The sequence below is a fragment of the Streptomyces sp. NBC_00328 genome (genome assembly GCF_036139655.1).
Lineage (GTDB): Bacteria > Actinomycetota > Actinomycetes > Streptomycetales > Streptomycetaceae > Streptomyces.
In genome coordinates, this window is the sequence record NZ_CP108013.1 from 8417752 (window position 1) to 8443885 (window position 26134).

15 protein-coding genes and 3 pseudogenes are annotated in these 26134 nt (G+C 73.1%); 8 read left to right on the plus strand and 10 right to left on the minus strand.

Going from position 1 to position 26134, the window contains the following annotated elements; genetic code table 11:
* The first annotated feature begins 80 nt into the window (after positions 1–80).
* The 3 genes from OG485_RS36835 (at position 81) to OG485_RS36845 (ending at position 2431) form a co-directional block, all read left to right on the plus strand.
* Positions 81–950 carry a PRD domain-containing protein gene (locus tag OG485_RS36835; RefSeq protein WP_326784236.1) on the plus strand — a complete coding sequence of 290 codons (870 nt, stop codon included), beginning with the start codon at positions 81–83 and terminating at the stop codon, positions 948–950.
* Between the two features lie 310 nt (positions 951–1260).
* Positions 1261–2052, plus strand: coding sequence for a hypothetical protein (locus tag OG485_RS36840; RefSeq protein WP_328672858.1), 792 nt, complete (start codon positions 1261–1263; stop codon positions 2050–2052).
* Positions 2045–2431: a GntR family transcriptional regulator gene (locus OG485_RS36845; RefSeq protein WP_328672859.1), complete on the plus strand. Its 387-nt coding sequence runs from the start codon at positions 2045–2047 to the stop codon at positions 2429–2431. The genes OG485_RS36840 and OG485_RS36845 overlap by 8 nt, the downstream gene beginning before the upstream one ends.
* Before the next feature lie 100 nt (positions 2432–2531).
* Here the strand turns inward: OG485_RS36845 and OG485_RS36850 are convergent, their stop codons facing one another.
* The 8 genes from OG485_RS36850 to OG485_RS36885 all read right to left on the minus strand — a co-directional run bounded on the left by OG485_RS36850 (position 2532) and on the right by OG485_RS36885 (position 19211).
* A complete protein-coding gene (locus OG485_RS36850; protein WP_328672860.1) occupies positions 2532–2885 on the minus strand; it encodes a transcriptional regulator in 354 nt (117 codons plus the stop codon).
* Entirely contained in the window at positions 2882–3352 is a 471-nt protein-coding gene (locus OG485_RS36855; RefSeq protein ID WP_328672861.1) for a hypothetical protein, read from the minus strand. Before OG485_RS36855 ends, OG485_RS36850 begins: the two co-directional genes overlap by 4 nt.
* A 143-nt stretch (positions 3353–3495) precedes the next feature.
* Entirely contained in the window at positions 3496–4728 is a 1233-nt protein-coding gene (locus tag OG485_RS36860; protein ID WP_443048837.1) for a methyltransferase domain-containing protein, read from the minus strand.
* The gene (locus OG485_RS36865) at positions 4725–5999 is read right to left on the minus strand and encodes a glycosyltransferase (RefSeq protein WP_328672862.1); all 1275 of its coding nucleotides are present in this window, start codon (positions 5997–5999) and stop codon (positions 4725–4727) included. Before OG485_RS36865 ends, OG485_RS36860 begins: the two co-directional genes overlap by 4 nt.
* Complete coding sequence (locus tag OG485_RS36870; RefSeq protein WP_328672863.1) at positions 5996–6817, minus strand: alpha/beta fold hydrolase; 822 nt, start codon at positions 6815–6817, stop codon at positions 5996–5998. Before OG485_RS36870 ends, OG485_RS36865 begins: the two co-directional genes overlap by 4 nt.
* Positions 6818–6820: 3 nt before the next feature.
* Positions 6821–7156: an acyl carrier protein gene (locus OG485_RS36875; protein ID WP_328672865.1), complete on the minus strand. Its 336-nt coding sequence runs from the start codon at positions 7154–7156 to the stop codon at positions 6821–6823.
* Entirely contained in the window at positions 7153–11847 is a 4695-nt protein-coding gene (locus OG485_RS36880; RefSeq protein WP_328672867.1) for a polyketide synthase, read from the minus strand. Before OG485_RS36880 ends, OG485_RS36875 begins: the two co-directional genes overlap by 4 nt.
* A 128-nt stretch (positions 11848–11975) precedes the next feature.
* Positions 11976–19211, minus strand: coding sequence for an SDR family oxidoreductase (locus OG485_RS36885; protein ID WP_328672869.1), 7236 nt, complete (start codon positions 19209–19211; stop codon positions 11976–11978).
* 557 nt (positions 19212–19768) lie between these two features.
* On the opposite strand from OG485_RS36885, the gene OG485_RS36890 reads away from it, so the two are divergent.
* A complete protein-coding gene (locus OG485_RS36890; RefSeq protein WP_328672870.1) occupies positions 19769–19909 on the plus strand; it encodes a hypothetical protein in 141 nt (46 codons plus the stop codon).
* A 349-nt stretch (positions 19910–20258) separates the two neighbouring features.
* Complete coding sequence (locus OG485_RS36895; RefSeq protein WP_328672872.1) at positions 20259–21776, plus strand: hypothetical protein; 1518 nt, start codon at positions 20259–20261, stop codon at positions 21774–21776.
* Positions 21777–22005: 229 nt separating this feature from the next.
* Here the strand turns inward: OG485_RS36895 and OG485_RS36900 are convergent.
* Positions 22006–22113: pseudogene (locus tag OG485_RS36900) on the minus strand (DUF3618 domain-containing protein); the annotation flags it as partial.
* Positions 22110–22481 (minus strand): phage holin family protein, encoded by a 372-nt coding sequence (locus OG485_RS36905; RefSeq protein ID WP_443048838.1) that lies wholly within the window; start codon positions 22479–22481, stop codon positions 22110–22112. The gene OG485_RS36905 and the pseudogene OG485_RS36900, both read right to left, overlap by 4 nt.
* Before the next feature lie 180 nt (positions 22482–22661).
* On the opposite strand from OG485_RS36905, the pseudogene OG485_RS36910 reads away from it, so the two are divergent.
* From OG485_RS36910 to OG485_RS36920, 3 genes and pseudogenes are all read left to right on the plus strand, one after another.
* Positions 22662–22874: pseudogene (locus OG485_RS36910) on the plus strand (ISL3 family transposase); the annotation flags it as partial.
* Between the two features lie 165 nt (positions 22875–23039).
* Positions 23040–25022 (plus strand): amino acid transporter, encoded by a 1983-nt coding sequence (locus OG485_RS36915; protein ID WP_443048839.1) that lies wholly within the window; start codon positions 23040–23042, stop codon positions 25020–25022.
* Between the two features lie 296 nt (positions 25023–25318).
* Positions 25319–26131, plus strand: a pseudogene (locus tag OG485_RS36920) (IS5 family transposase).
* Positions 26132–26134: the final 3 nt, after the last annotated feature.

The window sequence follows — 26134 nt, forward strand, 5'->3', positions numbered from 1 at the left end:
ACGCTCCCCGAGAGGGGACGCGTGCACGCGCCGCGTCGGTTCGGGAGAGGATGGAAAACGGACGGAAAGGAGGGCCGACGGTGAAGGCTCTGCGTGTCCTGAACAACAACGTGGTCCTCGCGAGCGACGAGAAGGACCAGCCGGTCATCCTCACCGGGCGCGGCATCGGCTTCAGCTCCCACCAGGGCAAGCCCGTCGACCCCGCGCTGATCGAGCGTGTCTTCGTCCCGGCCGACGACCGCGACTCCGGCCCCGCCGCCGATCCCCACCATCTGGCCGAGGCCCTCGCCCTCATCAGCGAGGAGGTCCTGGAGGCCGTCGTGACCGCCCTCGGCGATGTCGGCATCGAGGGGCGCGAGTCCACTCGCCCCACTCTCGCCATCGCCGTCGCCGACCACATCGCCGGCGCGCTGGACCGGGCCGCGCAGGGCATCGTCATCGAGTACCCGCTGCGTGCCGAGGTGCAGACCCTGTACGCCACCGAGTACGCCCAGGCGCAGCTTCTGCTCCAGGCCGTCAACGAGCACGTGAGCCCGCGGCTGGAGGCATCCGAGGCGACCCCGCTCGCGCTGCACCTGGTCAACGCGGGCTTCGTCTCGGGCGACCTGTCCTTCACGTACACGATGACCGGGGTCATCCAGCAGATGCTCGCCGTCATACGGGAGCGGTACGGGATCGACGTCTCCCACGAGGCCATGAGCGTGGCGCGGTTCATCACCCACGTGCGCTACCTCTTCGTACGGATCCAGCAGCACCGGCAGCTCACGGGCCACGAGTCCACGATCGGGAAGGGCATCCGCCAGTACTACCCCGAGGCGACCCGCACCGCGCAGCAGCTGGCGACGATCGTCGAGCTGCGTCTGGGACGGCGTCTGAGCGAGGACGAGGTCTCCTACCTGGCGCTCCACGTGGCCCGCATGACGATGGAGGCCGACGCCACCGCCGCGTGAGACCACGACGCGGAGGGGACGGTACGGTCCCGCGCACCTCCGCCGCTCAGCGGGGAGCCCGACGCCCGCAGCGCCGCCCGCGCGGTCCCGTCGTCGATCCGTTGCCTCAGCCGGTCGAGGAGCGCTGCTCCGTGGCGCGGCGTGCGCGCTCGACCGAGCGGCGCACGCCCGTGTCGGGATTCCCGCGCGCGAGTCCTTCCCTCGGCCCGTCGCTCTCCGCCCCATCTTGTATCGCATGTTTGACACAAGATTTCTTCTACGGCATCTTGTACTCGCCGCTTGGTACAAGATGATCTGAGGAGATCTCTCCATGCTCGACGACGCCCCGCTCCAGAGCCGTTTCCTCGATCACGCGGACCACTACGCCCGCTGGTCCGGCCTGGCCATCGGCATCATCGCCGCACAGGCGGTGTCCACACTGGGGGACATCGAGTTCGAGCAGCGCGTCGTGTTCTGCATCACGGCCTTCGGCCTGTGCGCGGTGGCGGGCGTCCTTCTCGCCGACGCGCTGACCCTGGTCCCCCAGGACGCGGTACGCACCGCGAGTCTCGCCCCGCGCCTGGTCAGAGACCATGTGCCACCGCGCATGGGCCCCCTGGTCGCCCTTCAGGGGCTCTCGCTCACCGTGCTGCTGGCGATCGCGGCCGTCACGGCCTCCGTGGATTCCGACCGGCTCTTCACCACGGGGAAGGTCGTCGCCGTCACCTGCAACGGGATGCGGACGTCCCTGGGCCCCTGGCCCGGCCTGTACTACAGCCTTCCGATCTTCGGCGCACTAGCCATAGCCACTCCCACCTGCGTGTGGGCCCTGCGCCGCATCGCCCACGGACCGGGCATGGAGCAGCAGCGTCGCGACCGCGCGTGGGCGGTGACCGGGGCCTGGGGCCTGCTGGTGTCGAGCCAGCAACTGTACGCCGTGCTGATGCTCTCCGTCTCGCTGACGGAGACGGGCTGCCCCGGTGCGATGGGCGCGCTCACCTTCTGGGTGTTCTACCCGCTGGCCCTGCTGAACCTGTTCACCGTCGTCTGGTCCCTGGTCACCTTGGTGGCACCCCGGGCCGTCAACGACCACGCGGCGGAGGAGTCACCCGACCATGCATGAGCCCGTCGTCCGCGTCGACACCACCAGCCAGGTGCCGCCGTACGCGCAGATCCGCGCCCAGCTCGGCGCGCTGATCCTCACCGGACGGCTGGCCGAGGGCGACCGGCTGCCGACCGTGCGCCAGCTGGCCACGGACCTCGGCCTCGCACCGGGCACCGTGGCCCGCGCCTACCGCGAGCTGGAGGCCGCCGAGCTGATCCGCACCCGCCGCGGGGCGGGCTCCCGGGTCGCGGCACCCCCGGCCGGCCCGGCCCGCCCCGACGCCTCCCAACTCGCGACCCTCGCCCGCGACTTCATCTCCTCCGCCCGCGCGCTGGGAGCCGACACCGAGGCCATCCTGGCCGCAGTCCGCGACGCCTTGGGCCCGGACCGTCCCTGACGGCCTTGTGCGCGGTCGGCTGTGGGCACGCCGGGGTGTGGGTACGTCGAGGCGTGGGCGCCGGGTGCCTGTGTGCCCCGTCAAGCTCCCAGCGGTATTTCTATGTCGGCTCCCCGTCGGCACCACCGGTGTCCTGCACCTCGGCTCCGGCCCGGCGGGCGGCTCCGGCCAGCGCCTCCAGGGCGGCCAGGTGCGCGGTGAGCGCCTTGCGGCCGGTCAGGGTGAGGGCGAGCCAGGTGCGGGGCCGCTTGCCGAAGTAGCCCTTGCGGACGCTCACGTAGCCGGCCTTCTCCAACGCGGCGACCGTCTTGCTCAGTACGGAATCGCTGACCCCGCAGTAGTCACGCACCGTGCTGAACTCGGCCTCGGCGCAACCGGAGAGGAACGCGGCCACCGTCAGCCGGGTGGGGTGGTGGATCTCCTTTTCCAGGCCGGGCGGGCCCGCGTCGGTCACGACGACTCCCGGGCACCGGCACGCGCGCGACCGGCCTGCATCCAGGACACCGCGCCGGCCACCACGCCGAATCCGGTGAACGCTCCGGCGCCACCGAAGAGGAGGGCCCCCACCAGGCCCGCGGCGAAGGGGATCAAGGGCAGGATCCACGCGTGCCACGCGGTCCCGCGCTCGCGCCGGGCGAACCACGGTGCGACTCCGGAGACGCGCTGAACCCTCCAGGTCACCACGAGGAAGGTGCCCGCGCAGAGCAGTGCGGCCGCGAGGATCCAGCCCTGCCACCGGGGCCACACCGGCGCCAGGCCGAAGCCGCTCATGGCCGCGGCGAGCAACAGGCCGTGGGCGGCGGGATACCAGGCCGGCACCGACCGCGCCGACTGCCGTGCCGAGTTCTCGGCGGCCCGCGCGGTGCGCAGCGCCTCGGCGGCGGACTCGGGGCCGGGCCGCATCGCTCCTGAGGTGTTCATGGGGTCTCCGGCTTCCGTACGACGGGGTGCGCTTACTCATGCCAGACTGGCATTTACTTTCCAACATGGCAAGTAGTTTCCGTCTCGGCGCCCCAAGGGTCGACCCCCGCCTGTCCGCCCACGGCCTTCGGAGTCGTACACGGTCAGTCCCGGCGGGCCACCAGGCGGTAGGCGTTGGACACGCCGAGCCGGCGCGCGAGCGGGCGGACCGCGAACCGGTCCAGCAGCGTGGCCAGGACCAGGGCCGGGATCCCCGCGACGAGCAGGGCCGTACGCCCGGCCCGGCGCAGCGCGCCCGGCGGCCTCGGCAGCCAGGGCGCGTCCTCGCGCGGAGCGGCGTGGTCCAGCGCCAGCCAGACGGCGGCGAGCAGGTCCACCGGATCGTGCGGCTCGGCATGCTGCTGCGCCACCACCGTGAACCCCAGCTCCGCCAGTCGGTGGCGCAGATTGGCGACCGGCACGAAGTGCAGGTGCTGCGGCTGGAGCCAGGGCAGCCACCAGCGGCCCAGCAGCCGGGCGTAGCGGCTCTGGGGGTCCGGGACCTCGATGAGCAGATGTCCGCCGGGCCGCACCGCCTGCCACGCGGCCCTCAGTTCACGGTCGGGGTCGGTGCTGTGCTCCAGGTAGTGGAACATGCTCACCACGTCGTAGCGGGCGGCGAGTTCCGGTGCCAGGTCGGGGAAGGCGCCGCGGTAGCCGTGCTCCACCCGGCCCTCGCGGGCGGCGAGTTCGACGCCGTCCGTGAAGTCGAGACCGTCGAAGGCCGTGCCGGGCAGCACTTCGCGGGCGGTCGCGCAGAAGTGGCCGTGCCCGGTGCCGACGTCGAGCCAGGTCTTCGGGACGGAGTCGTACGGCAGTATCGACTCGGCGCGGTCGCGGTACATCCCGGCGCGGCCGCCGAAGGTGTCGCCGAGTCTCTTCTCGCCGAGCCCGTCGTAGAAGTCGCGGTAGTAGAACTCCAGCCCGGCCTCGTTCAGCCGGGGGTTCTGGAAGACGTGCCCGCAGGCGTCGCACCGGTCGAGGACGAACCGGCCCGGCTTGTGCTGGAGCAGGTCGGTGGTGCGCAGACGGGTGGTGAGCCGACCGGATCCGCACCAGGGGCAGGTGGTGCGCGGCGGCTCGAAGAAGCGGCCCGTGCCCTCGGCCAGATCGGCCAGGTAGCCGGGGCGCAGCCCGGCCACCCGCTCGGCACGGCCGGGCTCCCTGACCGGTTCCCTGACGTCCTGCCCGGCCGGCTGCTCGGGGGCCTGTCCGGCCGGTTCCCCGGTGTCGTGCCGGGGCGGCTGTTCGGCGTCCTGTCCTGCCGGTTCGCCGGCGTTCTGCCCGGGCGGCTGCTCGGCGGCTTGTCCGGTCGGTCGATCCGTCTGCTCACTCATCGGTACTCCCAGGCGAGTTGTTCGAGGCTGTCAGCCGCCGCCGTCGCACCGCCGGCGGCGCGGAACGCCGTACCGATCCGCTCGGCGGCCGCGCGGTGCCCGGGTTCGTGCAGTACGGCGTCGAGCGCGGCGCCCAGCTTGGCGGCGGTCACCCGGCCGAACCTGACCCGGACGCCCGCCCCCGCGTCCACCACCTGCCCGGCCACCACCGGCTGGTCGTCGCGGATGGGCGCCACCACGAGCGGAACCCCGTGCCACAGCGCCTCGCACACGGTGTTGTGACCGGCATGGCAGACCACGGCGTCGACCCTTTCGAGGAGGGCGAGTTGGGGTACGGAGGGCAGGACCAGCAGGTCCTTGTCGTGGCCGGGCGAGGGCTGAGCGCCGTACGGAGCCCTGGTGCCGTACGGAGCACCGGTGCCGTCCGGGGACGGGACGCCGCCCCGTGACGAGGCGGCGTCCGCGCCCAGGGTGTTCCCCGGGTCGACGACAACCCCCTGTACCCGGTCGGCCCGTGCGCGCAGGGCCTCCCGGCAGACGGCGAGGAAGCGCCCGCCGGCGTCCGCGTTCGCGGTGCCGAGGGTCACCAGCACCGTGGCCCGGCCGGGGTCGAGCCAGTCCCAGGGGAAGCCGGCCGCGGCCGGTCTGGCCGTGACCGAGGGGCCGACCCAGCGGATCGGGCCGCCCCGCGCGGCGGCCGCCGGGCCGGCCAGCTCCACCGTGCTGAACGCCAGCACCAGATGCGGCGAGAACCGCGGATCGGTGTCGCCCGCCGGATCCCCGACGGACCCGCGCAGGCCCGCCAGGCGCTCCGCCAGCCACTCCGTGACCTTCGGCAGCCCGGCCAGCGGGTCGGCGAACTCGGCCGAGGTGGTCGCCGAGGTGGCCCACGGCAGCCCCGCCCGCTCGGCGACCAGTCCGCCCGAGAACGCCTGCTGGTCGGCGACGACCACGTCCGGACGGAACGTCTCGACCGCCGCCCGCACCCCCGGCGCCATGGCCTCGGCCAGCGGCAGCAGATACCACTCCCACAGGAACTTCAGCGCCTCCGGTCCCCGCAGGTCGGGAGGCCGCCGCGCCTCGCCCACCCCCGGTACCGGCCCGGCGCACGGGAACACCGGGGCGCGGTCACCCGCGAGGCGTCCCACGAGACCGGGGTCGGCGCAGGCCCACGCCACCCGGTGTCCGCGTGCGAGCAGCAGGTCGGCGACCCCGACGGCCGGGTTGATGTGCCCGACCAACGGCGGTACCACGAACAGGAATCCGCTCACCGGGCCTCGGCCCCCACGCTCCGGGCCGCCGAAGTCCCCTGGATCAGGGCCAGGATGTGACCGCCCACGGTCCCGGCCGCCTCCACCAGAACCGAGTGCTCGTGCCCCGGGATCACCACCGTCCGGCAGTCCGGCAGCAACGACCCCAACCAGGGCGCGAGTTCGGCGAGGTCGGAATCACCCCCGTACACGCCGAGCACGGGACGGCGCATCGCGGCGATCTGATCGTCCGTCAGGACGCTGCTGGCCGGGATGTCCTGTCCGAGGGTGGTGTCCCGGGCGAGCCGGGCCGCGCCCCGGGCCAGCCGGGCCGTGTTGTGGCCACGGTTCGCCGTGATCCACGCGAGGGCTTCGGGCTCGTTGTGCGCCAGTTGGGCCACCACCCGGTCGAGGATGCCGCCGAGCTTCGACGCCCAGGCGGCGGTGGCCGGTTCGGACTCGATCAGGGACACGCTGGCCACACGCTCCGGGTGGCGGGCCGCGAAGCCGAACGCGATCGTCCCGCCGTAGGAGTTGCCGACCAGGTGCACCGGTCCGGTCACCGACAGCCGGTCCAGCAGCGCCCGCAGGTCGTCGATGTTGTGGTCCAGGGTGTAGCCGTCGGGCGGGCGTTCGCTGCGGCCGTGGCCCCGCAGGTCGTACATGACGACGTCGAGGCCGGCCGCCGCGAAGGCGGGCGCCACAGTGAAGTAGTAGCTGGCCAGGCTGTCGGTGAGCAGACCGTGGACCAGTACCGCGGTCGCGGTGGCCGCCCGGCCGTCCCGGGGGCCGATCCGCTGTACGTGCAACCGGAGTCCACCGGCGTCGACCATCGCCATGCGTCAGCTCGCCTCCGCCGCCTTCAGGCTGGTCACGACGTAGGCGACGAGCTGCCCCACGGTGAGCCCGATGATCTCGTCGAACTCCATCCCGGCCAGGAACTCGGCGAAGTTGACCCGCCCGCCGTACCGCTCCTCCAGCAGCCCCGACAGCGTCACCAGGTCGATGCTCTCCAGCTCCAGATCGCGGTTGAACGTGGTCGCCATGCCGATCTCGACGTCGTCGAGGCCGTACTCGTCCTCCAGGAGCCGGGTGAGCAGTCCGGCGATGTCGGCGAGGACCAGGTCCGCGTCGGCAGGGCGGGGGATGGCGTCCGCGGGGTGGGGGGTGGCTTTCATCGGGCGTACTCCTCCTCGTGGGGGTGTCCCGTCGGTCCGATCGGTCCTGTGGTCCAGGCCACGACATAGGCCCGTTCGGTCAGTCCGGGCGGGTTCGCGGCGGGCGCGCACCGCACCGCGTAGGCGCGTTCCAGGCGCCCCGAGACGATCAGCTCGTCCCCGGCCGGTGCCGCCTCCAGCACGGCGAAGTCGCGCGGCCGGCCGCCGAAGCCGGTGCCCTCCGCCTTGGCGACCGCCTCCTTGGCGGCCCAGAACCGGGTGAACCACAGCGCCTCGGTGCCGGTGCCGGTACCGCCGCCGGTGGCGCACAGCGCGCGCAGCAGCCGCCGTTCGTCCGCGCCGAGCGCCGTCGCCATCGCCTGCGGGTCGCGGGCCGTGACCTCCTCGATGTCGATGCCAGGACCGGGAGCGGGCGTGTGCGGCCGTACGATCGCCACGCCCGCCTCGGCGCGGTGGGCGAGGGAGATGTCCAGCGGGGGCAGTTCCCGGCCGTGCACCCCGGTGACGTACGGACGGCCCACGCTGTCGTTGCGTACCCGCAGCTCCGCGGGAAACACCGGGCCCTCGCCGTGGTCCCACAGCCATTGCCGTACGGCGTCCTTGACCGCGATCCGGCCCAGCAGCCACTGCCGCCGGCCGCGCGGCGCGTGCCCGGCGTACTCCGAACGCTCCTGTCCGCCCAGCGAGTTGCGCATGATCAGGTCGCGCGACGCCAGATCCGGCCACCGTTCGTGCACCAGCGACCAGCCGCCCGGACGTGCCTCGGACAGGGTGTTGCGCTCGGGGAAGCGCTCCACCGGCCGGGTGTGCGGATCGTTGTCGAACCGGCGGTCCTGCCAGCCGCGCAGCTCCGCCCACACCGTGCCCGCCACCGAGAGCTGTACGTCGGCCTCCAGCACGGTGTCGGTGAGCGAGGTGATCCGCACCAGACACGCCACCTTCGTTCCCGGGGCAGGGTGCGGGCCGTGGAAGCGCATCTCCCGCATCCCGACCGGGAACACGACCGTCCGCTCGGCGCGGGTCGCCATGATCCAGTAGCCGAGGATCTGGCCGACGTTGTCCAGCAGGGCGCCCGGCGCCGCCGGGGTGGTGATGATCCCGCGGATGTGCCGCTCGCCGAGCGCGGTGAGTTCGGTGACTCCCTGGAACGCCGGGCCGTGGAACATCCAGCGCTCGCCGTACAGTTGCGCCGCGGTGTGCAGGGGCGCGCGTTCGCTCGCGGGGTCGGTCCGCCAGCGGGCGGGCGGCGGGGCCGGGTAGCCGGTGGCGAGTTCGACGGTGGCGCGGGCCCGGGGGCCGAAGGACACGGCCAGGCGGTCCGGTGCCACGGACTTCGCCGCGACCTGTACGTCGACGGCGGGGGTGGCCGTCAGCCACTCCTCGAACCGGGCGCCGTGCACCGCGACCGGTACCTTGCCCGGCGCCGCCCGCCGGGCCGCGTCCATCAGGTGGTGCACGATCGTGGTCGCCGGGACGACCGGCCAGCGGTCGGCCACGTCCGGCCAGCCGGCCCGCTGGGGGAAGAAGCAGTGGTCGAGCAGGTACGGCATGGTCTCCGGAGAGACGCGGACGACGGAGGCTCGTACGAGGGTGCCCGCCGCCGCGTCGCCGGCCGCCGTTCGCGTCTCGGCGACGGGTCTGGAAGCCGGGACGGAGACGGGGGCAGAGACGGGGAGGGGAACAGGGGCGGGCACGGGGACAGAGGCGGGGTCGGGGGGAGGGGGCGTGGCGGCCGGCCGGCGGGCGGGCCGCGCCGTGATCAGCGCTGCCGCCGTGTCCGCGGTGTCCCGCAGCAGGGCGTCCAGTTCGGCGGCGCCGGGGAACCGGTCGGTGAGCCCGCGCAGCGCACCCGGCGCGGGGGTCGGGGCGCCCGGAGCGCAGACGGCCGCTCCCAACTCGGCGCGCAGGTCAGCCAGTTCCGGACCGTCGAGCGAGATGAGCGCGCCGTCCAGGTCGAGTCGCACGGGGGGCCGCGCCGACAGGGCGCCGCCGTCGGCGGATCCGGATCCGGCTCCTGAAGTGGTGCCCGTACGGGGCCCGGTGGGCAGGGCGGGGGCGACGGCCGCCCCCGCCGTCCACAGCGCGGCCGCCACCCGGCGCAACTGGGCGAGGCCGGTGCGGCGGGGGGAGTTGGCGGCCACGGTCAGATGGTCGCGGTCGCCGAGGGTGTCGCCCACGAGCGACCCGAGCTGCCCGGAGCCCACCTGGACGAAGGCCCGGTGCCCCGCCGCGTACAGGGCCTCGGTCAACTGCCGGAAGCGCACGGGTTCCAGCAGGTGCCGGACGAACAGATCACGTACCTCCGCCTCCCGCTCGGGGAACGGCGCCGCGGTCGTCCCCGACCACACCGGGACGGTGGCCGGATGCAGCCGGAACCGCTGCGCCGCCTGTCTGATCGGCCCGAGGTAGGGCGCCAGCATCGGCGTGTGGAAGCCGGACCGGAACGGCAGCACCTGGCCGAGCACACCGCGGGCCCGGAACGACCGGACGAAGTCCTCGACCGCGCCGTCCGGCCCGCACACCATCGACTGGCCCGGCGCGTTGTCGTGGGAGAGCACCAGGCCGGCGCCCGTGAACTCCTGTTCCAGGGCGGCCAGTACACGCTCCGCGGGCGCGCCGACGGCACCGAACGCGAGACCCGGCACCGTCACCGTGTCCGGATCGAAGCCCGCCATGAAGGCGTCGACCTCGTCCCCGGAGTACAGCCCGGCCACCGTCATCGCGGTCCACTCGCCGACGCTGTGCCCGGCGACCGCGTCCGGCACGACACCCAGGCGGCGCAGCGCCGCGTCGAGCAGGCGTCCGACGGCCACCACGCCGAGGCCGTGCCGGCCCACGTCGCCGACGGGGTCGCCCTCGGGCGCCGCCCGGGGCAGTCCGAAGTGCGCGGCCACGTCGTCGACGCGCGCGGAGAACTCGCTCTCCAGACCGGGGAAGACGAAGACGAGCTTGCCGTGCCCGGGACCGAGCAGGGGGCCCGGCCGGAACCAGACGTCGCCCCGGCCGTGCCAGGCGCGGCCCCGGCCGACCGCCCGGCGGGCCAGGGCCAGCCGTTTCGCGGTCGGGTCGACGATGCCGAGCCGGGCCCGGCCCGCGGCCGGATGGGGAAGCGCGGGGTCGAGTCCGGCGGCGCGTACCGCGGCGTCGTCGGTGTCCAGCAGGGCCGCGAGCGGTCCCGGGCCGTCAGCGGCGAGCAGCAGGACCCGCTCGGGCTCGGCGACCCGCACGGCCGGGCGCCCGGTTGCCGGAGCGGGCGCCGTCGTGACGGGCGCCGGTGCCTCCTCCAGCACCACGTGCGCGTTGATCCCGCCGAAACCGAAGGCGTTCACGGCGGCCCGGCGCACCGGGTGACCGGGCGGGACCTCCCAAGGGGCGGCCTTCTCCAGCGTACGGAAGCGGGTCGCGGCCAGCGCCGGATGCGGGTCGTCGCAGTGCAGGGTCGGCAGCAGCGTCGCGTGGTGCACCGCGAGGGCGGCCTTGACCAGTCCGGCCACCCCGGCGGCGGGCATGGTGTGCCCGATCATCGACTTCACCGAGCCGATCACCGCGCGGTCTCCGTCGGGTCCTTCGGCCGGGCCGAACACCGCGCCGAGCGTGGCCAGTTCGGCCGCGTCGCCGGCCGGGGTCGCGGTGCCGTGTGCCTCCAGCAGGCCGACCGAGCCGGGCGCGGCCGGGTCGAGTCCGGCGGCGAGCCATGCCTGCCGCACGGCACTCGCCTGACCGCCGGGATCGGGGCTGACCAGGCCTGCGGCCCGGCCGTCGCTCGCCACCCCGGTGCCCCGGATCACCGCGTAGATCCGGTCGCCGTCGCGCCGGGCGTCGGCCAGCCGCTTCAGTACGACGACCCCGGTGCCCTCGCCGACGAGGAGGCCGTCGGCGTCCCGGTGGAACGGGCGGATGCGCTCGCTGGGGGAGAGGGCGCGCAGTTGGGAGAAGACGCTCCACAGGGTGATGTCGTGGCAGTGGTGGACGCCTCCGGCGAGCATCAGGTCGCAGCGCTCCGAGGAGAGTTCGCCCACCGCCTGATCGACCGCGACCAGCGACGAGGCGCAGGCGGCGTCCACGGTGTAGGCGGGGCCGCGCAGGTCGAGCCGGTTGGCCACCCGGGAGGCGGCCAGGTTGGGCACCAGGCCGATCGCCGACTCGGGGCTGTCGGGGCCGAGCCGGTCGGTGAACGCCGTTCGTACACGGTGCAGTTGACTGGCCGTCAACTCCGGTAACAACTCGCCCAGGGTGCGCACCAGTTGACCGGCCGTGCGCACCCGCTGGTCGAGCCGGACCAGGCCCGGGGTGAGGTAGCCGCCCCGGCCGAGAACGACACCGACGCGCCGCCGGTCGGGAAGCCGGTCCGGGCCGCCCGCGTCCGCGAGGGCCGCGGCGGCCACGTGCAGCGCGATGAGCTGGTCGGGCTCGGTACCGGCCACCGAGTTCGGCATGATCCCGAACCGGGTCACCTCCACCTCGGCCAGTGCGTCCACGAACCCGCCCCTGCGGCAGTACACCTGGTCGGCGACGGCCGGTGCGGACGCGGTGCCGGGGCGGTAGTACCCGGCGTCCCAACGCCCCTGCGGCACCTCTCCGATCGCGTCCACGCCGTCCCGCAGGTTCTGCCAGTACGCCTCCAGATCCCGGGCCCCCGGCATCAGCACCGCCATGCCGACGATGGCGACCGGAACCTGCCGCCGAGCCACCGGCTCTCCCGCCGCACCGGCCGTCCGATCCCGCTCCTGGCCCGTCACGGAATCCTTCGCCCGGTGTGTCACCGGACCCGCCGCGGAATCCGACCCCGGACCCGCCGCGGGATCCGTCATCGAACCCCTCACCAGCCCGAGGCGGTGTAGACGACGGCGGTGGCCGACGGGTCGCCCCAGGCGAGTTCACGCAGCAGGGCCGCGGTGCCTTCCTCGGGGTCGATCAGGCCGATGCCCCGGCGGCCGTAGGCGCGGGCCAGCTCCGGTCCGACCATGCCGCCGTGCCGGGCGGCGGGCGCCCAGGGTCCCCAGTGCACGGTCAGTGCCCGGTGCCCGGTGCGGGCGGCCCAGGCCGAGCCGAGGGTCTGGAGCGCGTCGTTGGCCGCCGCGTAGTCCGCCTGGCCCCGGTTGCCGAGGACGCCGGAGATGCTGCCGAACAGCACACTGAACGCCGGTCCGTCGGGCAGTTCCTCCAGCGCGGTGAGCAGGGCGTCGGCGCCGGTCGCCTTGGTGCCGTAGACCCGCTGGAAGGACTCGGGGGTCTTCTCGGCGATGATCCGGTCCTCGATCACCCCGGCCGCGTAGACGACACCGTCGAGACGGCCGTGTTCGGCGTGGATGTCCTTCACCGCCTGGAGCACCGCCTCCGGCTCCCGGAAGTCGACGCAGCGGTAGCGGACTTCGCTTCCGAGCGCCCTGAGCTCCGTCAGCGTCGTGGTGATCTCCCGCTGGGCGAGGAGGAGTTCGGCGGCCTGGTTGATCGCCGCCGGTCTCGTCCCGCCGCGGGCGGCGAGCGCCGCGCGCAGTTCGGCCGGGGTACGGGCGGCGGCCGTGTCCGGGTCCTCCGGGCCGTCCGGCGCGGGTGTCCTGCCGAGCAGTTCGAGCCGGCACCGGCCGGCGGCGGCGATGGCCGCGGCGCACTGCGCGGTGATGCCGCGTGCCCCGCCGGCCAGCAGGACCACCGCGTCCCGGTCCAGGCCGAGCGCGGCGGCTTCGGCCGCACCGGCACCGGCCGGGCCCGCGCCGGTGCCGCCGAGGATCCCCAGCGGTGACTCGACGAGCTCCAGGCCGAACCGGCCCTCTGGCCGGCGCAGGACGACCGGGGTGAGGTCGGACGCGCACAGCTCGTCGACCAGCGCGTCCGCGAGCAGCAGCGCGTCCGCGGCGGTCACCGTGTCCGCGACGGCCGGCGTGGTCACCACCTCCACCGTCCGCGCGACCGTCGACGGGTACTCGCGCGCCACGGTGCGGAAGAAGCCGCGCAGCCCCGCGGCCGCCGTGTCCGGCGTGTCCCCGCCCACGGCCCGCAGGGCCAGCAGCCGGCGCGGTTCCAGGGCGAGGGCGGCCTTCAGGACGGGGAACGCGTCCGGCAGCACCGGCGCGCCACCCGTGACGAGGTACAGGACCCCGTCCACCCGGCCGTCTTCCGGGGTGAGCAGATGCTCCCGGTCGCGTACGACGACCTCGGCGCCGTACGAGGCGAGCCGGGCGCCGATCCCGGGGGCGTCGCCGAGGACGGCCCACCGCGTCCCGGACAGTACGGCCGCCGGATCCGAGGCGCCACCCTCCTGCCCGAGGGGCACCGACCGCAGCAGGTACCGCTTGGGCGCCTCGCCGCGCACCGTCGCGGCGTCCGCCGGGTCGCCGTTCACCGCTTGGCCGTTCACCGCTTCGCTGGTCGCCGCGCGCACGGTCTCGACCGTCCCGGACGCCTCAGCCGGCTCGGTAGTCGCAGAGGCCTCGGCCGTGTCGGCCGCCGGGATGGTCTCGGCGTCCTCGGCGTCCTCGGCGGGAAGTGTGGTCGTCTCGGCGGGGCCGGAGAGCCGCGCGGTCAGCCAGTCGGTCACCGCGGCGGCCGTCCGTGCCTTCGCGAGATCCTCCAACTCGGCGTCGTCGAGACCGGTGAGGTCGGCGCCGTCCCCGGCGCCGAGGCGCCGGGCCAGTTCACCGGCTATCTCGGCCCGTTTGATGGAGTCGATGCTGAGGTCGGCCTCCAGGTCGAGATCGGGCTCGATCATGTCCAGGGGATAGCCGGTCCGCTCGCTGATGATCTCCAGGACCACCTGCTGGACGTCGACGTCCTGAACCGGTGCCGACCCGGTGGCGGGTGCCTGGTCGGCCGACGACCCCGTGCCCCGGAGTGGTGGTGACATCGGCGGCTCCGCCTGGGGCGCGGCGGCCGTCGTGTCCCGCGGTGCCGACGGGGCGACGGGCGCGGGTGGCGCGGCCGCCCGTTCCCCGGCCACCGCTCCGAGGTAGGTCATCAGCACGTCACGCTGAGCGGCGACCATCTCGCGGCTGGTGCGCAGGAATTCGGTGATCACCGCGTCCTGGGCGTCCTGGCGGCTCTGGTCGTGCATGCCGTTGCTGCCGTTGCTGCCGTGGGTGCCGTGGCGGCCGTCCCGGTCGGACGGGACCGCGTGCGGGGGGTTCGTCGGCACAGTCGTCTCCACGACTCGTCGGGCCGGTGCGAGCGCACCGGGAAGGAGGTCTCCGGCGGCGGTGCGCACCAACTGTCCGTCGACCGTCCAGCCGGGCCGCTTCGGCACCGGCGTGCGCACCGCGTCGACGGCGTCGCGGCCCCGCAGCAGCCAGCCGGTGCGCACCGGCAGCCCGGCGACGGCCAGTCGGGCCAGGGCGTCCAGCCAGCCGCGCAGGCCGCTGTCCGGGCGCGGCTCACAGGCGGCCGTCCGGTGCGGCCGGTCGCCGAGGATCTGTCCGACCAGCCCGGTCAGCACGGATCCGGGACCGGCTTCGACGAAGATCCGCGCGCCCGCCTCGTACATCGCCTCGATCTGCTCGACGAACCCGACCGGGGCGCCGATCTGCGCGGCGAGTCCGGCCCGTACCGCGTCGGGGTCGGCGGCGTACGGCGTCGCGGTGCGGTTGGCCCACACCGGGAACTCCGGCGCGCGCACCGGACGGGCCGCGAGCGCCTCGGCGAACCGGGCGCCCGCACCGGCCACCAGAGGGCTGTGGAAGGCGCAGGCCACGGGGATGCGCCGGGCGTCGTACCCGGCCTCGCGCAGCAGACGCACGGCGTCCGTGACGTCGCCGGACGGGCCGGATATCACCGTCTGACGGGGCCCGTTGCGGTTGGCGACGACCACGGCGTCCGGAGCCTCCACAGCCCGAAGGGCCGAAGCGACCTCCGCGGCGCCGGCCGTGACCGCGGCCATGGTCCCCGGGTCCGCTCCGCGGTCCGCCCCGGCGGCCGCGAGGATGGCCGCCGCCCGTTCGGAGCTGAGCGCGAGCAGCGTCTCGGGGCTCAGGGCGCCCGCCGCGCTCAGGGCGACCAGTTCTCCGTAACTGTGCCCGGCGGCCATGTCGGGCCGCACCCCGGCCGTGGTGAGCAGGGCGTGGGCGGCGAGTCCGGTGATGCCGAGCGCGGGCTGTGCGGCCCGGGTGTCGGTGAGCGCCGCCCGCTGCCGGTCGCGTGCAATGTCATCGAAGGCGGCGGGCGGGTACAGCCGGCCGGCGTGGTCGGCGCCGAGTTCGAGGTAGTGGCGCAGCTCGGGGAAGGTGACGAACAGGTCGGTGAGCATTCCGGGGCGCTGGCTGCCCTGACCGGGAAAGAGGAAGGCGACCTTGCCCTCGGCCGGGTCCTGGGCGAGATGGACGCCGTGCGCGGGATCGTGCTCCCCGGCCAGCGCCTGCCGCAGCCGCCCGGTCAGCTCGTCCACATGCGCGGCCACGACCGCCACCCGCGCCGGATCCGGACAGACATCGGCCCGGCGGGCCGCGCTCAGGGCCAGGTCGCGCAGCCGCCACGGCCGGCCGTCGGCCTCGGCGGCCCCGAGCAGTTCCTCGACGGCCCGGAGTGCCGCCGCCGTGTCCCGGCCCCGGAACACGAACAGTTCGGCGGGCCATTCGTCCAGCGCCTGCGCCGGTGCCGCGCCGTCCGCGTACGCGCCCAGCACCACATGGAAGTTGGTGCCGCCGAAGCCGAACGCACTGACACCGGCGAGCCGTTGTGGGGCCGGAGCCGCCCATGGCCGGGCCCGGGTGTGGAAGGCGAACGGGCTGCTCTCCTCGTCCCAGGCGGCGTTGGGGTGCTCCAGATGCAAGGTGGGCGGACGGACGCCGGTGTACAGCGCCAAGGTCGCCTTGATCAACCCGGCCAGCCCGGCGGCACATTTGGTGTGCCCGATCTGCGACTTGACCGAACCGAGCACACAGCTCCCCGGCTTGGCCCCGGCCTCGCCGAACACCTCGCCCAGGACCGTCAGTTCGGTCCGGTCGCCGACCACGGTCCCGGTGCCGTGCGCCTCGACGAGGCCGATGTCCGCCGGTGACACCCCCGCGTTGCGGTAGGCCCGCTCCAGAGCCGAGCGCTGCCCCTCGGGGCGGGGCGCGGTCAGGCCCAGTGAGCGGCCGTCGCTGGAACTGCCGAGGCCCTTGACCACCCCGTAGATCCGGTCGCCGTCCCGCTCGGCGTCCGCGAGCCGCTTCAGGACGACGCAGGCGACGCCCTCGCCGAGCGCGATGCCGTCCGCCGAGCCGTCGAAGGAGCGGGAGCGCCCGGTGGGGGAGAGGGCGTGCACCGAGGAGAACAGGACGTAGTCGTTGATGCCGTTGTGCAGGTCGGCGCCGCCGCACAGCACCACATCGCTGGTGCCGCCGACGAGTTCCTTGCACGCGACGTCCACCGCGGCCAACGAGGAGGCGCAGGCGGCGTCGACGGTGAAGTTGGCGCCGCCGAGGTCCAGCCGGTTGGCGATCCGGCCGGAGATCACATTGGCGAGCATGCCGGGGAAGGAGTCCTCGGTCAGCCGGGGCAACTGGCCGTCGAGGCCCTCGGGGACGCGCCCGTGGTACGACGGGAGCACGGCGCGCAGCGTGGCCGCGTTGGACAGGTCGCTGCCCGCCTCCGCGCCGAACACCACCGAGGTGCGGGAACGGTCGAACTCCCTTCCCCCGTCGCCGTATCCGGCGTCCTCCAGGGCGCGCCGGGCGGCCTCCAGGGACAGCAGCTGGACCGGCTCGATGCTGCCGAGCGACGCCGGCGGGATGCCGTAGCGCAGCGGGTCGAAGGGGATACGGGGCAGGAAACCGCCCCACTTGGAGGGGACGGTCCCGCTGGAGGGGGCGGCCCCGTCGTCGCCCTTCCCGTAGTGCACGGCCGGGTCCCAGCGCTCGGGCGGGACCTCACCGACCGCGTCCAGGCCGCCGACGACGTTCGCCCAGAAGGTGGGGAGGTCGGGCGCCTGCGGGAACATACAGGCCATCCCGACGACCGCGATGTCCAAGGGAGGGGGCACCACCGGCTCCCGGGTCCCGGCTCCGCCCGGCCGCTCGCCCAGCCGGTCGCGCAGCGCCTCCGCCCGCCGCGTGAGGAAGCCGGCGGCCCCGGAGGTCACCGACTCGTGCAGTGCCGCGACGGTGGTGGTGGCCGAGCGCAGCACGGCCACCTCCCCGGCCATGAACATGCCGTCGGTGAGCTGGCGTGCCTCGCCGACCGGCCTGAGCGCCCCGCCGCCGTCCCGTTCCACGCCCTTGCTCGCGAGGCGCAGCCGCCCGATGTTGAGCTGCTCCAGCTCCTCCCAGATCCGCCGGTCGGCCACGCCCGCGGACCGCAGCCGGCCCTCGTGCTCGCGGTACCCCTCGGTGAACGAGCTCGGCACGCAGCGGGTGGCGTGGCCGGGGGCGGTCTCCAGGAGCGTGGTCCGCTCGGCGGCCCGCACCTGGCGCTGGAAGAGCGGCTGGATCGCGCCACGCGCGACCGCCTCCTCGGTGAACAGGTACGCGGTGCCCATGAGGACCCCGACGGCAGCCCCGCGCGAGGTCAGCGGGGCCGCGAGAGCGGCGACCATCGCCGCCGAGCGCTCGTCGTGGACACCGCCCGCGAAGAACACCTCCAGCGCCTCCGCCGTGTTCCCGCCGTATCCGTCGCCCGCGTCCTCGCTGCCGCTCTTGCCGCTCTTGCCGCCCGTGTCGTTCCTGCCGCTCTTGTCGGCCGCGTCGTCCAGGAAGTCCTCCAGGACCGCGAGTTGCGCCTCCCAGAGCGGGAAACTGCCGCGCGGACCGACGTGCCCGCCGCACTCGGAACCCTCGAACACGAACCGGCGGGCCCCGGCTTCCAGGAACTGCCGCAGCAGCCCCGGCGAGGGCACGTGCAGGAAGGTGCGGATCCCGTCCCGCTCCAGCGCCTGCGCCTGGGAAGGCCGCCCGCCCGCGAGGACGGCGTGCGTCGGCCGCAGCTCCCGTACCGCCTCCAACTGGGCGGCGCGCACCTCCTCCGGCGCGAAGCCGAGCACGCCGACGCCCCAGGGCCGCCCGGCCACGGCGGCCCGGGTCTCGGTCAGCATCGCCCGGGTGCGCGCGCCGTCCGCCAGCGCCAGCGCGAGAAACGGCAGCGCGCCGTCCTCGGCGACCGCCGCCGCGAACTCGGCGCCGTCGCTGACCCGGGTCATCGGTCCCTGCGCGACGGGCAGCCGGGTGCCGAGCGCCCGGGTCATCGGGCCCGTGCCCAGTGCTCCGGCGGCCGTGTCGTCGCATGCGACGTCGTGCACCGCGTCCGTCAGCGCGCGCACCGTCCGACGCACATCCCCCCAGCGCCGCGCGAACCGGGCGGCGAGGAAGCCGTCCTGACCCACCGGCAGCAACTGGGTGCGCGGATCCTGTGCGCCCAGTGCCGCCGCCACCGTCTCCGGGCCGGTCCCGTCGATGCGCGGCGCGTCCGGGCCCCGCCGGAGCAACACCCGGTGACCCGCCAGCACCGTCGTCTCCGAACCGTCCAGGGGCCGCAGTTGCGCCGCGGCCGCCTCCGGCAGGGAGGACTCGGCCAGCAGCGCGAGCTGGCTGTCCAGCACCACCCCGGCCGCCCCGCCGGCCATCGCTGCCGCCGCCGTCCGGGGGCCGATTCCGCCACAGGCCCAGACCGGGAGCGGCATGTCGGGTGCGGCGAGCAGCCGCTGGAGCAGGACGAAGGTGCTCAACTCCCCGATCCGGCCGCCGCATTCACTGCCGCGGGCGATCAGCCCGTACGCCCCGGCGAGCATCGCGGCCCGCGCCTCGTCGAGGTCCGTGACCTCGACCAGCACACGGTGGTCGGCGGTCAGGTCGCCGGCCTGCCACGGCGCGTCGCCCGCGAGGACCACCGTGTCCGGCCGACCGGCGTCACCGGTCCCCGGCGCGAGGTCGGCGGGGACCAGCCGGCAGCGGGCGCCGATCCGCACCCCGAACGGGCCCGGTGCCAGGCGGTGCAGGCGTTCCAGCGCGTCACGGGATCTTCGGTCCCCGTCGCCCAGGTCGAGAACGCCGAGCCCGCCAGCCCGGCACACCGCCGCGGCGAGTCGGGCGTCGGGTTCGCCGAACGGGGTGATGCCGATGATCATGTCCTCGGAACGCACAGCAGACGTCATGATTCTCCGAATCAAGCTGAGACTGCATGGTGGGGGATGCGGTACGACAACGATGGCGGCGCGTCGGATTCCAGCGGGACCTGCGGAAACCCGGGAACATCGATCTATTGAGCCTGCTCGAAACGCGTTGAAAGGTAGCCCTGTTGTTACTGGCTGGTCAATGTTGAACCAGTGGGACGGTGTGCGGGCGCATTGATTCGGTCAACCGTGGACGCTGGAAGAGGTGCCGCGATTCGGATCAATTCCTTGATGGTGGCGTCCCGTTCACTCCTCTCACACATCATCGAAACGCCAATAGGTGAATCAGAAACTTTCTCCGGTGCGGCATGTCCGAATAGAGGCGCGCTTTCCCTTCGGGCGGCGGACACAGGAAAATTCCATGTGTCGATCTTGAAGTGACCGGGAAGGGTGCGTGCAGGGTTTCGCGGGCGCCGTACGGGTGTCGTACGGCCTCTTGCGGACGCCGTACGTGCGGAGGTCGGGCGTACGGCGGGGTCCCGGCCGGGCAGCGCGCACCGGCTGCCGGGTGTTTCCGCGGGCCTCGCCGCTCACACGCTGTGCCGCCCGCCTTCCTCGACTGCCTGGAAATCTTCGCGGTCGAAGCGCAGCCCGTGGACCTGCCGGACCTGGACCGCGACGAGGAAGACTGGCCGGGACTGGACGACACCTTCGGCTTCTTGTCGGGCTTGCTGCGATAGGCGTTGCCCTGCTTCGGCTCGTCGCCGCTCCGGGCGGTGGACCTCCCGCTGCCCCGGCTTCTTGCCCCCTTACCCGTGCCGGACTTCGGAGTTGACGGCGCGTCACCGGTCCACGTGGCGGCGGAGGCAGTCGGCGGCCTGGTCAGCGGCGCCGCCCTCGGCGCGGTCGGTGCAGCGGTCGCCGGTCCGGTCGGGGCGGTAGTTCTCGGGGCGGTCGGCAACTGGGCGGCCCCTAAACCCGTGGCTTCATCGCCGATCTGTTCTGATAATCGCTGCCGAGTCACGACTGGTGGCGGGGCCGCGGTTCCGCCACCAGTCGTGCGTCCGCTGGAAGGATCGGTCATCGCACATGGAGCCGCGCTGGGATCGCCCGCTCGACGGTCTCGGCGAAGTCCCGTGGGACGAGCTCCTGGGTCCGAACGACGCGGCGGAGCTGGTCTCGGCGCTACGGTCGCTGGCCGCGGAGGACGGGAACGAAGACCGGATCCATGACGTCCTGGAGGACAAGGACTACGACTACTGGTACGCGACCGTAAGTGCCGAACCTGAAGGTTTCCGGCCGGCCGCCGCGCCCGCGCTGCGCTTCCTGGCCCGGATCGCGGCGCAGCCGTCCGGCTTCGGGAGCCACGCGGCACTGGAGCTGATCGAGATCATCATGGACGCGGCGCTGGACCGGCCGACCATGACCGGTGTCGAGCTGGACGCGATGGTCGACGCACTGCGTGCGGAACTGGACGCGGCGCGGCCCGCGCTGGCCGAGGCGAGCCGGCTGGGCCGCGCGGGCGATACCCCCGTGCGAAACCTGCTGGCCGGTGTGGATGCGGGGGTGCTGCTCGGCGGCGCCTACGGGCCACGATGGCGCGGCGTGGCCCGGCCCTTGCTGGACAGCCCGACCGGCCGGCTCACCGTGGTCGGCGGCATGCTGATCACGCGAGAGAAATCGGGCCTGGTCTTCCGTTCACCGCACGACGGCGAGCCGATCCACACCTTCAGCTATCCAGGGCCGGAAGGTGCCTGGCCGTTTGCCGGCTCCACCTGGGACACGAATGTCCTCCCGTTCCCGAAGAACGAGATGCGGGTGCATCCCTTCGTGGATCGCGATGGCCCCGGCGTGGTCACCGTGGATGCCGACGGCCGTCACCCCCGGCTGTGGCGTCCGGTCGGCGGCGACTGGCGTGCGACCCGGCTGGTCCGGCCCGGTCTGCGCCTGCGGCCGTCGGCACGGCGGGCATTGACGGTGGCCGCGCACGGCGGCGAATGCTTCGTCGGACACGCCGACGGCGTGGTCCTGAGGTTCGACGCTCGGACCGGCGTACCGTCCGGGCAACCGATAGCGCTGACCGACAACTCGGCAATGCTGGGTGTCGACGACGACCACCTGATGGTGGAGCGTCGGACGCCCGAGGGCGAGCGAAACCTGATCCGCATCGCGCTCGCCACCGGTCGGCCCGTGGACCCGCTCTTCAGGCCGTCCCGGAAGCCTCCGGTCCGCTATGTGGCCGAGGGCCGTCCGCGGTTGGCATGCATCGACCGTTCCGGCTCGGACCGGGGGCTGTATCGCTTCGACGCCGAGACAGGCGTGGAGATCGGCTCCCCGATCGGAATCGGCGACCTGAACGGCTTCTGCGTCTACGATCTGGGCGGCCGGCCCCGCCTGGCGGTCGCCGGCTACCGCCAGGTGCACCGCCTCGACGCGGAGACCGGCGAACCGGTCGGTCCCCCTCTCTTCGGTCACCGCCGCATCGTGCGCGATGTCGCGTCCGCATCGGTGGACGGCCGTGCGGTGCTGTACTCGGCGGACGGCGCGACCGTGCGCCGCTGGGACGCGGAGACGGGCACACCCTGGCCCGCGGCCGTACCGTCCTGAACGCCGGAAGGCACGGCGCTCCGAGGCTCCGCGACACCTTCCGGTCCTGTCCCGGCATGGCTGGCGTCTTCGAGCCGGCGCGTGGCCGACGCGCCCCACCTCGTCGCCCTGGTCCGGGCCGGAGCTCGCTTCGAACGCGGCCGGCTCGTCGAACGTCCTGAGCCCAGCGAGGCATGAGCTCCCCGGCCTGCAGTGCGTGAAAGTTCCTGATTCCAAGGTCGGTCTTGTCCGCGAGTGCCTGGGCGGTCTGCCCGAGTTCGTGACGGGTCTGCTCGACCTGCCCGCGGAGCTGTTCGGGGCTGGCGGCGCTCCGCGGGTCGGCGGGCGTGCGGGTCATCGGGGTGTGCTCCTCTTGACCTCGGCCACGTCGGCCTTGACGTTCTCGATCGTGCTCCGGGGTGTCGGTGGGGCGGCCTTGCCGAGCTGCTTCTCGCCGCTGAGTGCCAGGGCCGCGGCGATGACGCCGGGAACGGCGGTGACGATCAGGGCCGCGGCCCACACCGGCATCACCAGGGCCACGACTGCGATCACGGTGGCCACCAGCGCCTGCAGTGTCAGGAAGCCGGCCAATGAGGCACCGCCGAAGAGCCCACCGCTCTTGCCGTAGCGCTTGCCCTTCTCCGCCATCTCCGCCTGTGCCGGCTTCATCTCGCCGCGCACCAGCTCGGTCAGCTGCTGTGAGGCCTGCTGTACCAGCTCGCCCACCGGCTGGTGCCCCACGTCGTGCGTATCTCGGCCCGGCGCCACCGTCATCACCTACGACCGGGCCGCAGGTCGACGCGGCGAAGAAGGACCCCGAGAAGCCGGAGAACCGCCAGCTCATCTCCACCGCGGACGGCTTCGCCGCAGCGCACCTGGCATTTCACAAGGTGACGTGGCCGGGCTCTCACCAGCGCCTGCTCCGAGATGACCCAACTGGCAGCCGGCGTAAGGGACTTCGCCGGACTCCTGACGCCTCGTGCAGAAAATGCCGGCAGGCTCCGCTGGATCGTCCAGGTCCGCGCAGCCGATCTGCCTCACGTGCACGCCTTCACTCGAGGTCCGGACAGAGACCGCGATGCCGTGATCGCCGCGCTCATGCTTTCACGACCGGGCGGGTAGTGAGCCGGCTGCGGGGAACAAGGGCGCCATCACCACGGTCGGCAATGTTGCCCCGGTGGTCGTGACACCTCCGGTGGGGCCGCATACTCGTTGCTCGCCCGTCCGTGCCGTGAACCGGGACGGGGGCACCGAGGGCACGAACTGGAAGGACTGATGGGGGACATGAAGGTCGCGAACGAACCGGTCATACCGGCAGAGGTGGAAAGTCCCGCTCTACGGGCCCAGCCGACCGGACGCTTTGCGCAATGGCTGCTGCATCACCGGGTGCAACCGATCGGACCAGCGGCAGGCGAGGGACACACCGAGCACCACGCCTGGTGGAAGGTGATGTGCCTGACCGGGGTCGACTACTTCTCCAGCCTGGCCTACGTCCCGGCGATCGCCGCCCTCGCGGCAGGAGCGGTCTCGCCCTTGGCGACGCTGTTGATCGTGGCGCTGACCCTGGTGGGGATGCTGCCGATGTACCGGCGGGTGACGCGTGAGAGCCCCCACGGAGCAGGGTCGGTGGCGATGCTGGAGGATCTGCTGCCGTTCTGGCGGGGCAAGCTGTTCGTCCTGGTCCTGCTCGGTTTCGTCGCCACTTCGTGGATCATCACGATCACCTTGTCAACGGCGGACGCTTCCGTGCATGTGGTGGAGAACCCCTACTTCCCGCATGCGCTGCACGGCCACGAGGTCGCTCTCACCGTGGCGCTGCTGGTGGTGCTCGGTGGAGTGTTCCTGCTCGGGTTCAGCGAAGCGGTCAAGGTGGCCATCCCCCTGGTCGTGGCCTTCCTGGCGCTCAACGCGGCTGTCATCGGCGTCGGCCTGGTGGACGTCTTCACCACGCCGGGCGCGTTCTCGGCGTGGACGGACGCCCTCGGCGACGGCGGAGGCGGTCTCGGAGATCTGGCAGGGCCCGCACTCCTGGCGTTTCCCCTGCTGGTGCTGGGCCTTTCCGGTTTCGAGACGGGCGTGAGCATGATGCCTCTCATCTCCGCGGAAGGCAGCGATCCCGAGCAGCAGAAGCAGTCACGGATCCGCAACACCAGGCGGCTGTTGACCACCGCCGCGCTCGTCATGAGCGTCTACCTGCTGGCCGCGAGTTTCGTGACCACTGTCCTCATCCCACACAAGGAGTTCGAGTCCGGTGGCCAGGCGAACGGCCGGGCGCTGGCCTGGCTGGCGCACGAGAAGGTCGGCGAAGTGTTCGGCACCGCCTACGACATCAGCACCATACTGATCCTCTGGTTCGCGGGCGCGTCCGCGATGGCAGGGCTGATCAACATCGTGCCCAGATATCTGCCCGACTACGGCATGGCCCCGGAATGGGGACGCGCGGTACGCCCCGTCGTCATCGTCTACACCGCTCTGTGCATCATCATCACCATCGCGTTCGACGCCGATGTCGACGCACAGGCCGGCGCCTACGCCACCGGCATCCTGGCCATGATGGTCTCCGGAGCGTTCGCCGTCACGGTCTCGGTCGTCCGCAGCCGTCGGCGCGTGGCCGGTACAGGATTCGCGCTCCTCACCGCCGTCCTGTCCTACGCGCTGATGGCCAACATCGTCGACAAGCCCGACGGCATCACCATCTCGGGCATGTTCATCGCCGGCATCATCGCCGTGTCGCTGATCTCCCGGGTCTCACGCACCACCGAACTGCGCGCCGACCGGCTCGTGTTCGACGACGAAGCCCGCAGGTTCATCACCGACACCCTCGCGCACGACAACGCCATCAACATCATCGCCAACCGACGGCAGACCGGCGACAGCGCCGAGTACGCCCATAAAGAGCGGGAGCAGCGCGGCACCAACCCCGTGCCCGGCCTTGCCGACGTGCTGTTCCTGGAGATCGACGTGGTCGATCCGTCCGACTTCAGCGAGACCCTCAGCGTCCGGGGCGTCGAGGTGGACGGTCACCGAATCCTGCGGGCCGAGGCCCCGGCCGCTCCGAACGCCATTGCGGCGATCCTGCTCGCCCTGCGCAACGCCACCGGGGTTCAGCCGCACTGCTACTTCGCGTGGGCCGAAGGAAGTCCCTTGCTGCACATGTTCCGTTACTTCCTCCTGGGCCGCGGCGACACCGCTCCCGTCACCCGCGAAATCATCCGCAGCAACGAACCCGACCCCGAGCGCCGGCCCGGCATCCACGTCGGCGGCTGAGTTCTCGGCCGTATGGCCAACTCCAACCGGATGGAGGCCAGGCTCGCCTCGCCTGCCGACTGCGCCTCCGACGTGGGCTGCCGCCGCTGTCCCACCCGCCGTCAGGCAGAGCCGGCCGACGGCCACCGCCTCGATGCTGTACAACCGGCGGCGTTCGCCAACCTGCGAGGGTGGGGAACGCCGCCGGTGCGCACCGAGCACCGAGCACCCAGCGGTCGTGCTTCGCCTTAGAACTCCTAACGAAATGATCTACGAGGTGGTTGGATCACTCCGGGACCGATGATTCGGGGTGTGGGGTGGCTCGGCCGAAGCCGTGGGAAGTTGACGACGAGTTTTGGGCGGTGATCGAGCCGCTGCTGCCCAGGGTCGAGCGGCGGAGCCGGCATCCGGGACGCAAGCGGCATCCGGACCGGCTGGTGTTCAGGGCATCCTGTTCGTGCTGCACACCGGGATCGCCTGGGAGCACCTGCCGCAGGAACTCGGCTTCGGCTCGGGGATGACCTGCTGGCGCCGCCTGGCCGAGTGGACCAAGGCCGGGGTGTGGCCCCGGCTGCACGAGGTTCTTCTGGCCGAGCTGCGCGGTGCGAACGCCCTGGACTTCTCCAGGGCGGCGGTCGACGGCTCCCACATCCGGGCGTTAAAGGGGGCCCAAGACGGGACGAAACCCTGTCGACCGGGGCAGGGCGGGCAGCAAGCACCATTTGATCACCGATGCCACCGGCATCCCGCTCGCCGCTACCCTGACCGGCGGCAACCGCAACGACGTCACGCAGTTGATCCCGCTGCTCCAGGCCGTGCCGCCCGTGCGGGGCAAGCGCGGGCGGCCCCGCCGCCGCCCGGACGTTGTGCTGGGCGACCGCGGCTACGACCACGACAAGTACCGCCGACTGGTCCGGGACCTCGGCGTGAAGCCGCTGATCGCCCGCCGCGGCACCGAGCACGGCTCCGGCCTGGGCACCCAACGCTGGTTCGTGGAACGCGTGTTCGCCCACCTGCACTGGTTCCGCCGCCTGCGGATCCGCTGGGAGATCCGCGACGACATCCACGAAGCCTTCCTCACCCTTGGGTGCGCACTGATCTGCTGGCGGCGCCTGAAGTCATCGCACTAGGTG

Bases quoted from the DNA above. Each gene is read 5' to 3' on its own strand.
- OG485_RS36840 (WP_328672858.1), top strand. From the start codon at position 1,261: ATGCTCGACGACGCCCCGCTCCAGAGCCGTTTCCTCGATCACGCGGAC.
- OG485_RS36845 (WP_328672859.1), top strand. From the start codon at position 2,045: ATGCATGAGCCCGTCGTCCGCGTCGACACCACCAGCCAGGTGCCGCCG.
- OG485_RS36855 (WP_328672861.1), bottom strand. From the start codon at position 3,352: ATGAACACCTCAGGAGCGATGCGGCCCGGCCCCGAGTCCGCCGCCGAG.
- OG485_RS36860 (WP_443048837.1), bottom strand. From the start codon at position 4,728: ATGAGTGAGCAGACGGATCGACCGACCGGACAAGCCGCCGAGCAGCCG.
- OG485_RS36870 (WP_328672863.1), bottom strand. From the start codon at position 6,817: ATGGCGATGGTCGACGCCGGTGGACTCCGGTTGCACGTACAGCGGATC.
- OG485_RS36875 (WP_328672865.1), bottom strand. From the start codon at position 7,156: ATGAAAGCCACCCCCCACCCCGCGGACGCCATCCCCCGCCCTGCCGAC.
- OG485_RS36885 (WP_328672869.1), bottom strand. From the start codon at position 19,211: ATGACGTCTGCTGTGCGTTCCGAGGACATGATCATCGGCATCACCCCG.
- OG485_RS36895 (WP_328672872.1), top strand. From the start codon at position 20,259: ATGGAGCCGCGCTGGGATCGCCCGCTCGACGGTCTCGGCGAAGTCCCG.
- OG485_RS36915 (WP_443048839.1), top strand. From the start codon at position 23,040: ATGAAGGTCGCGAACGAACCGGTCATACCGGCAGAGGTGGAAAGTCCC.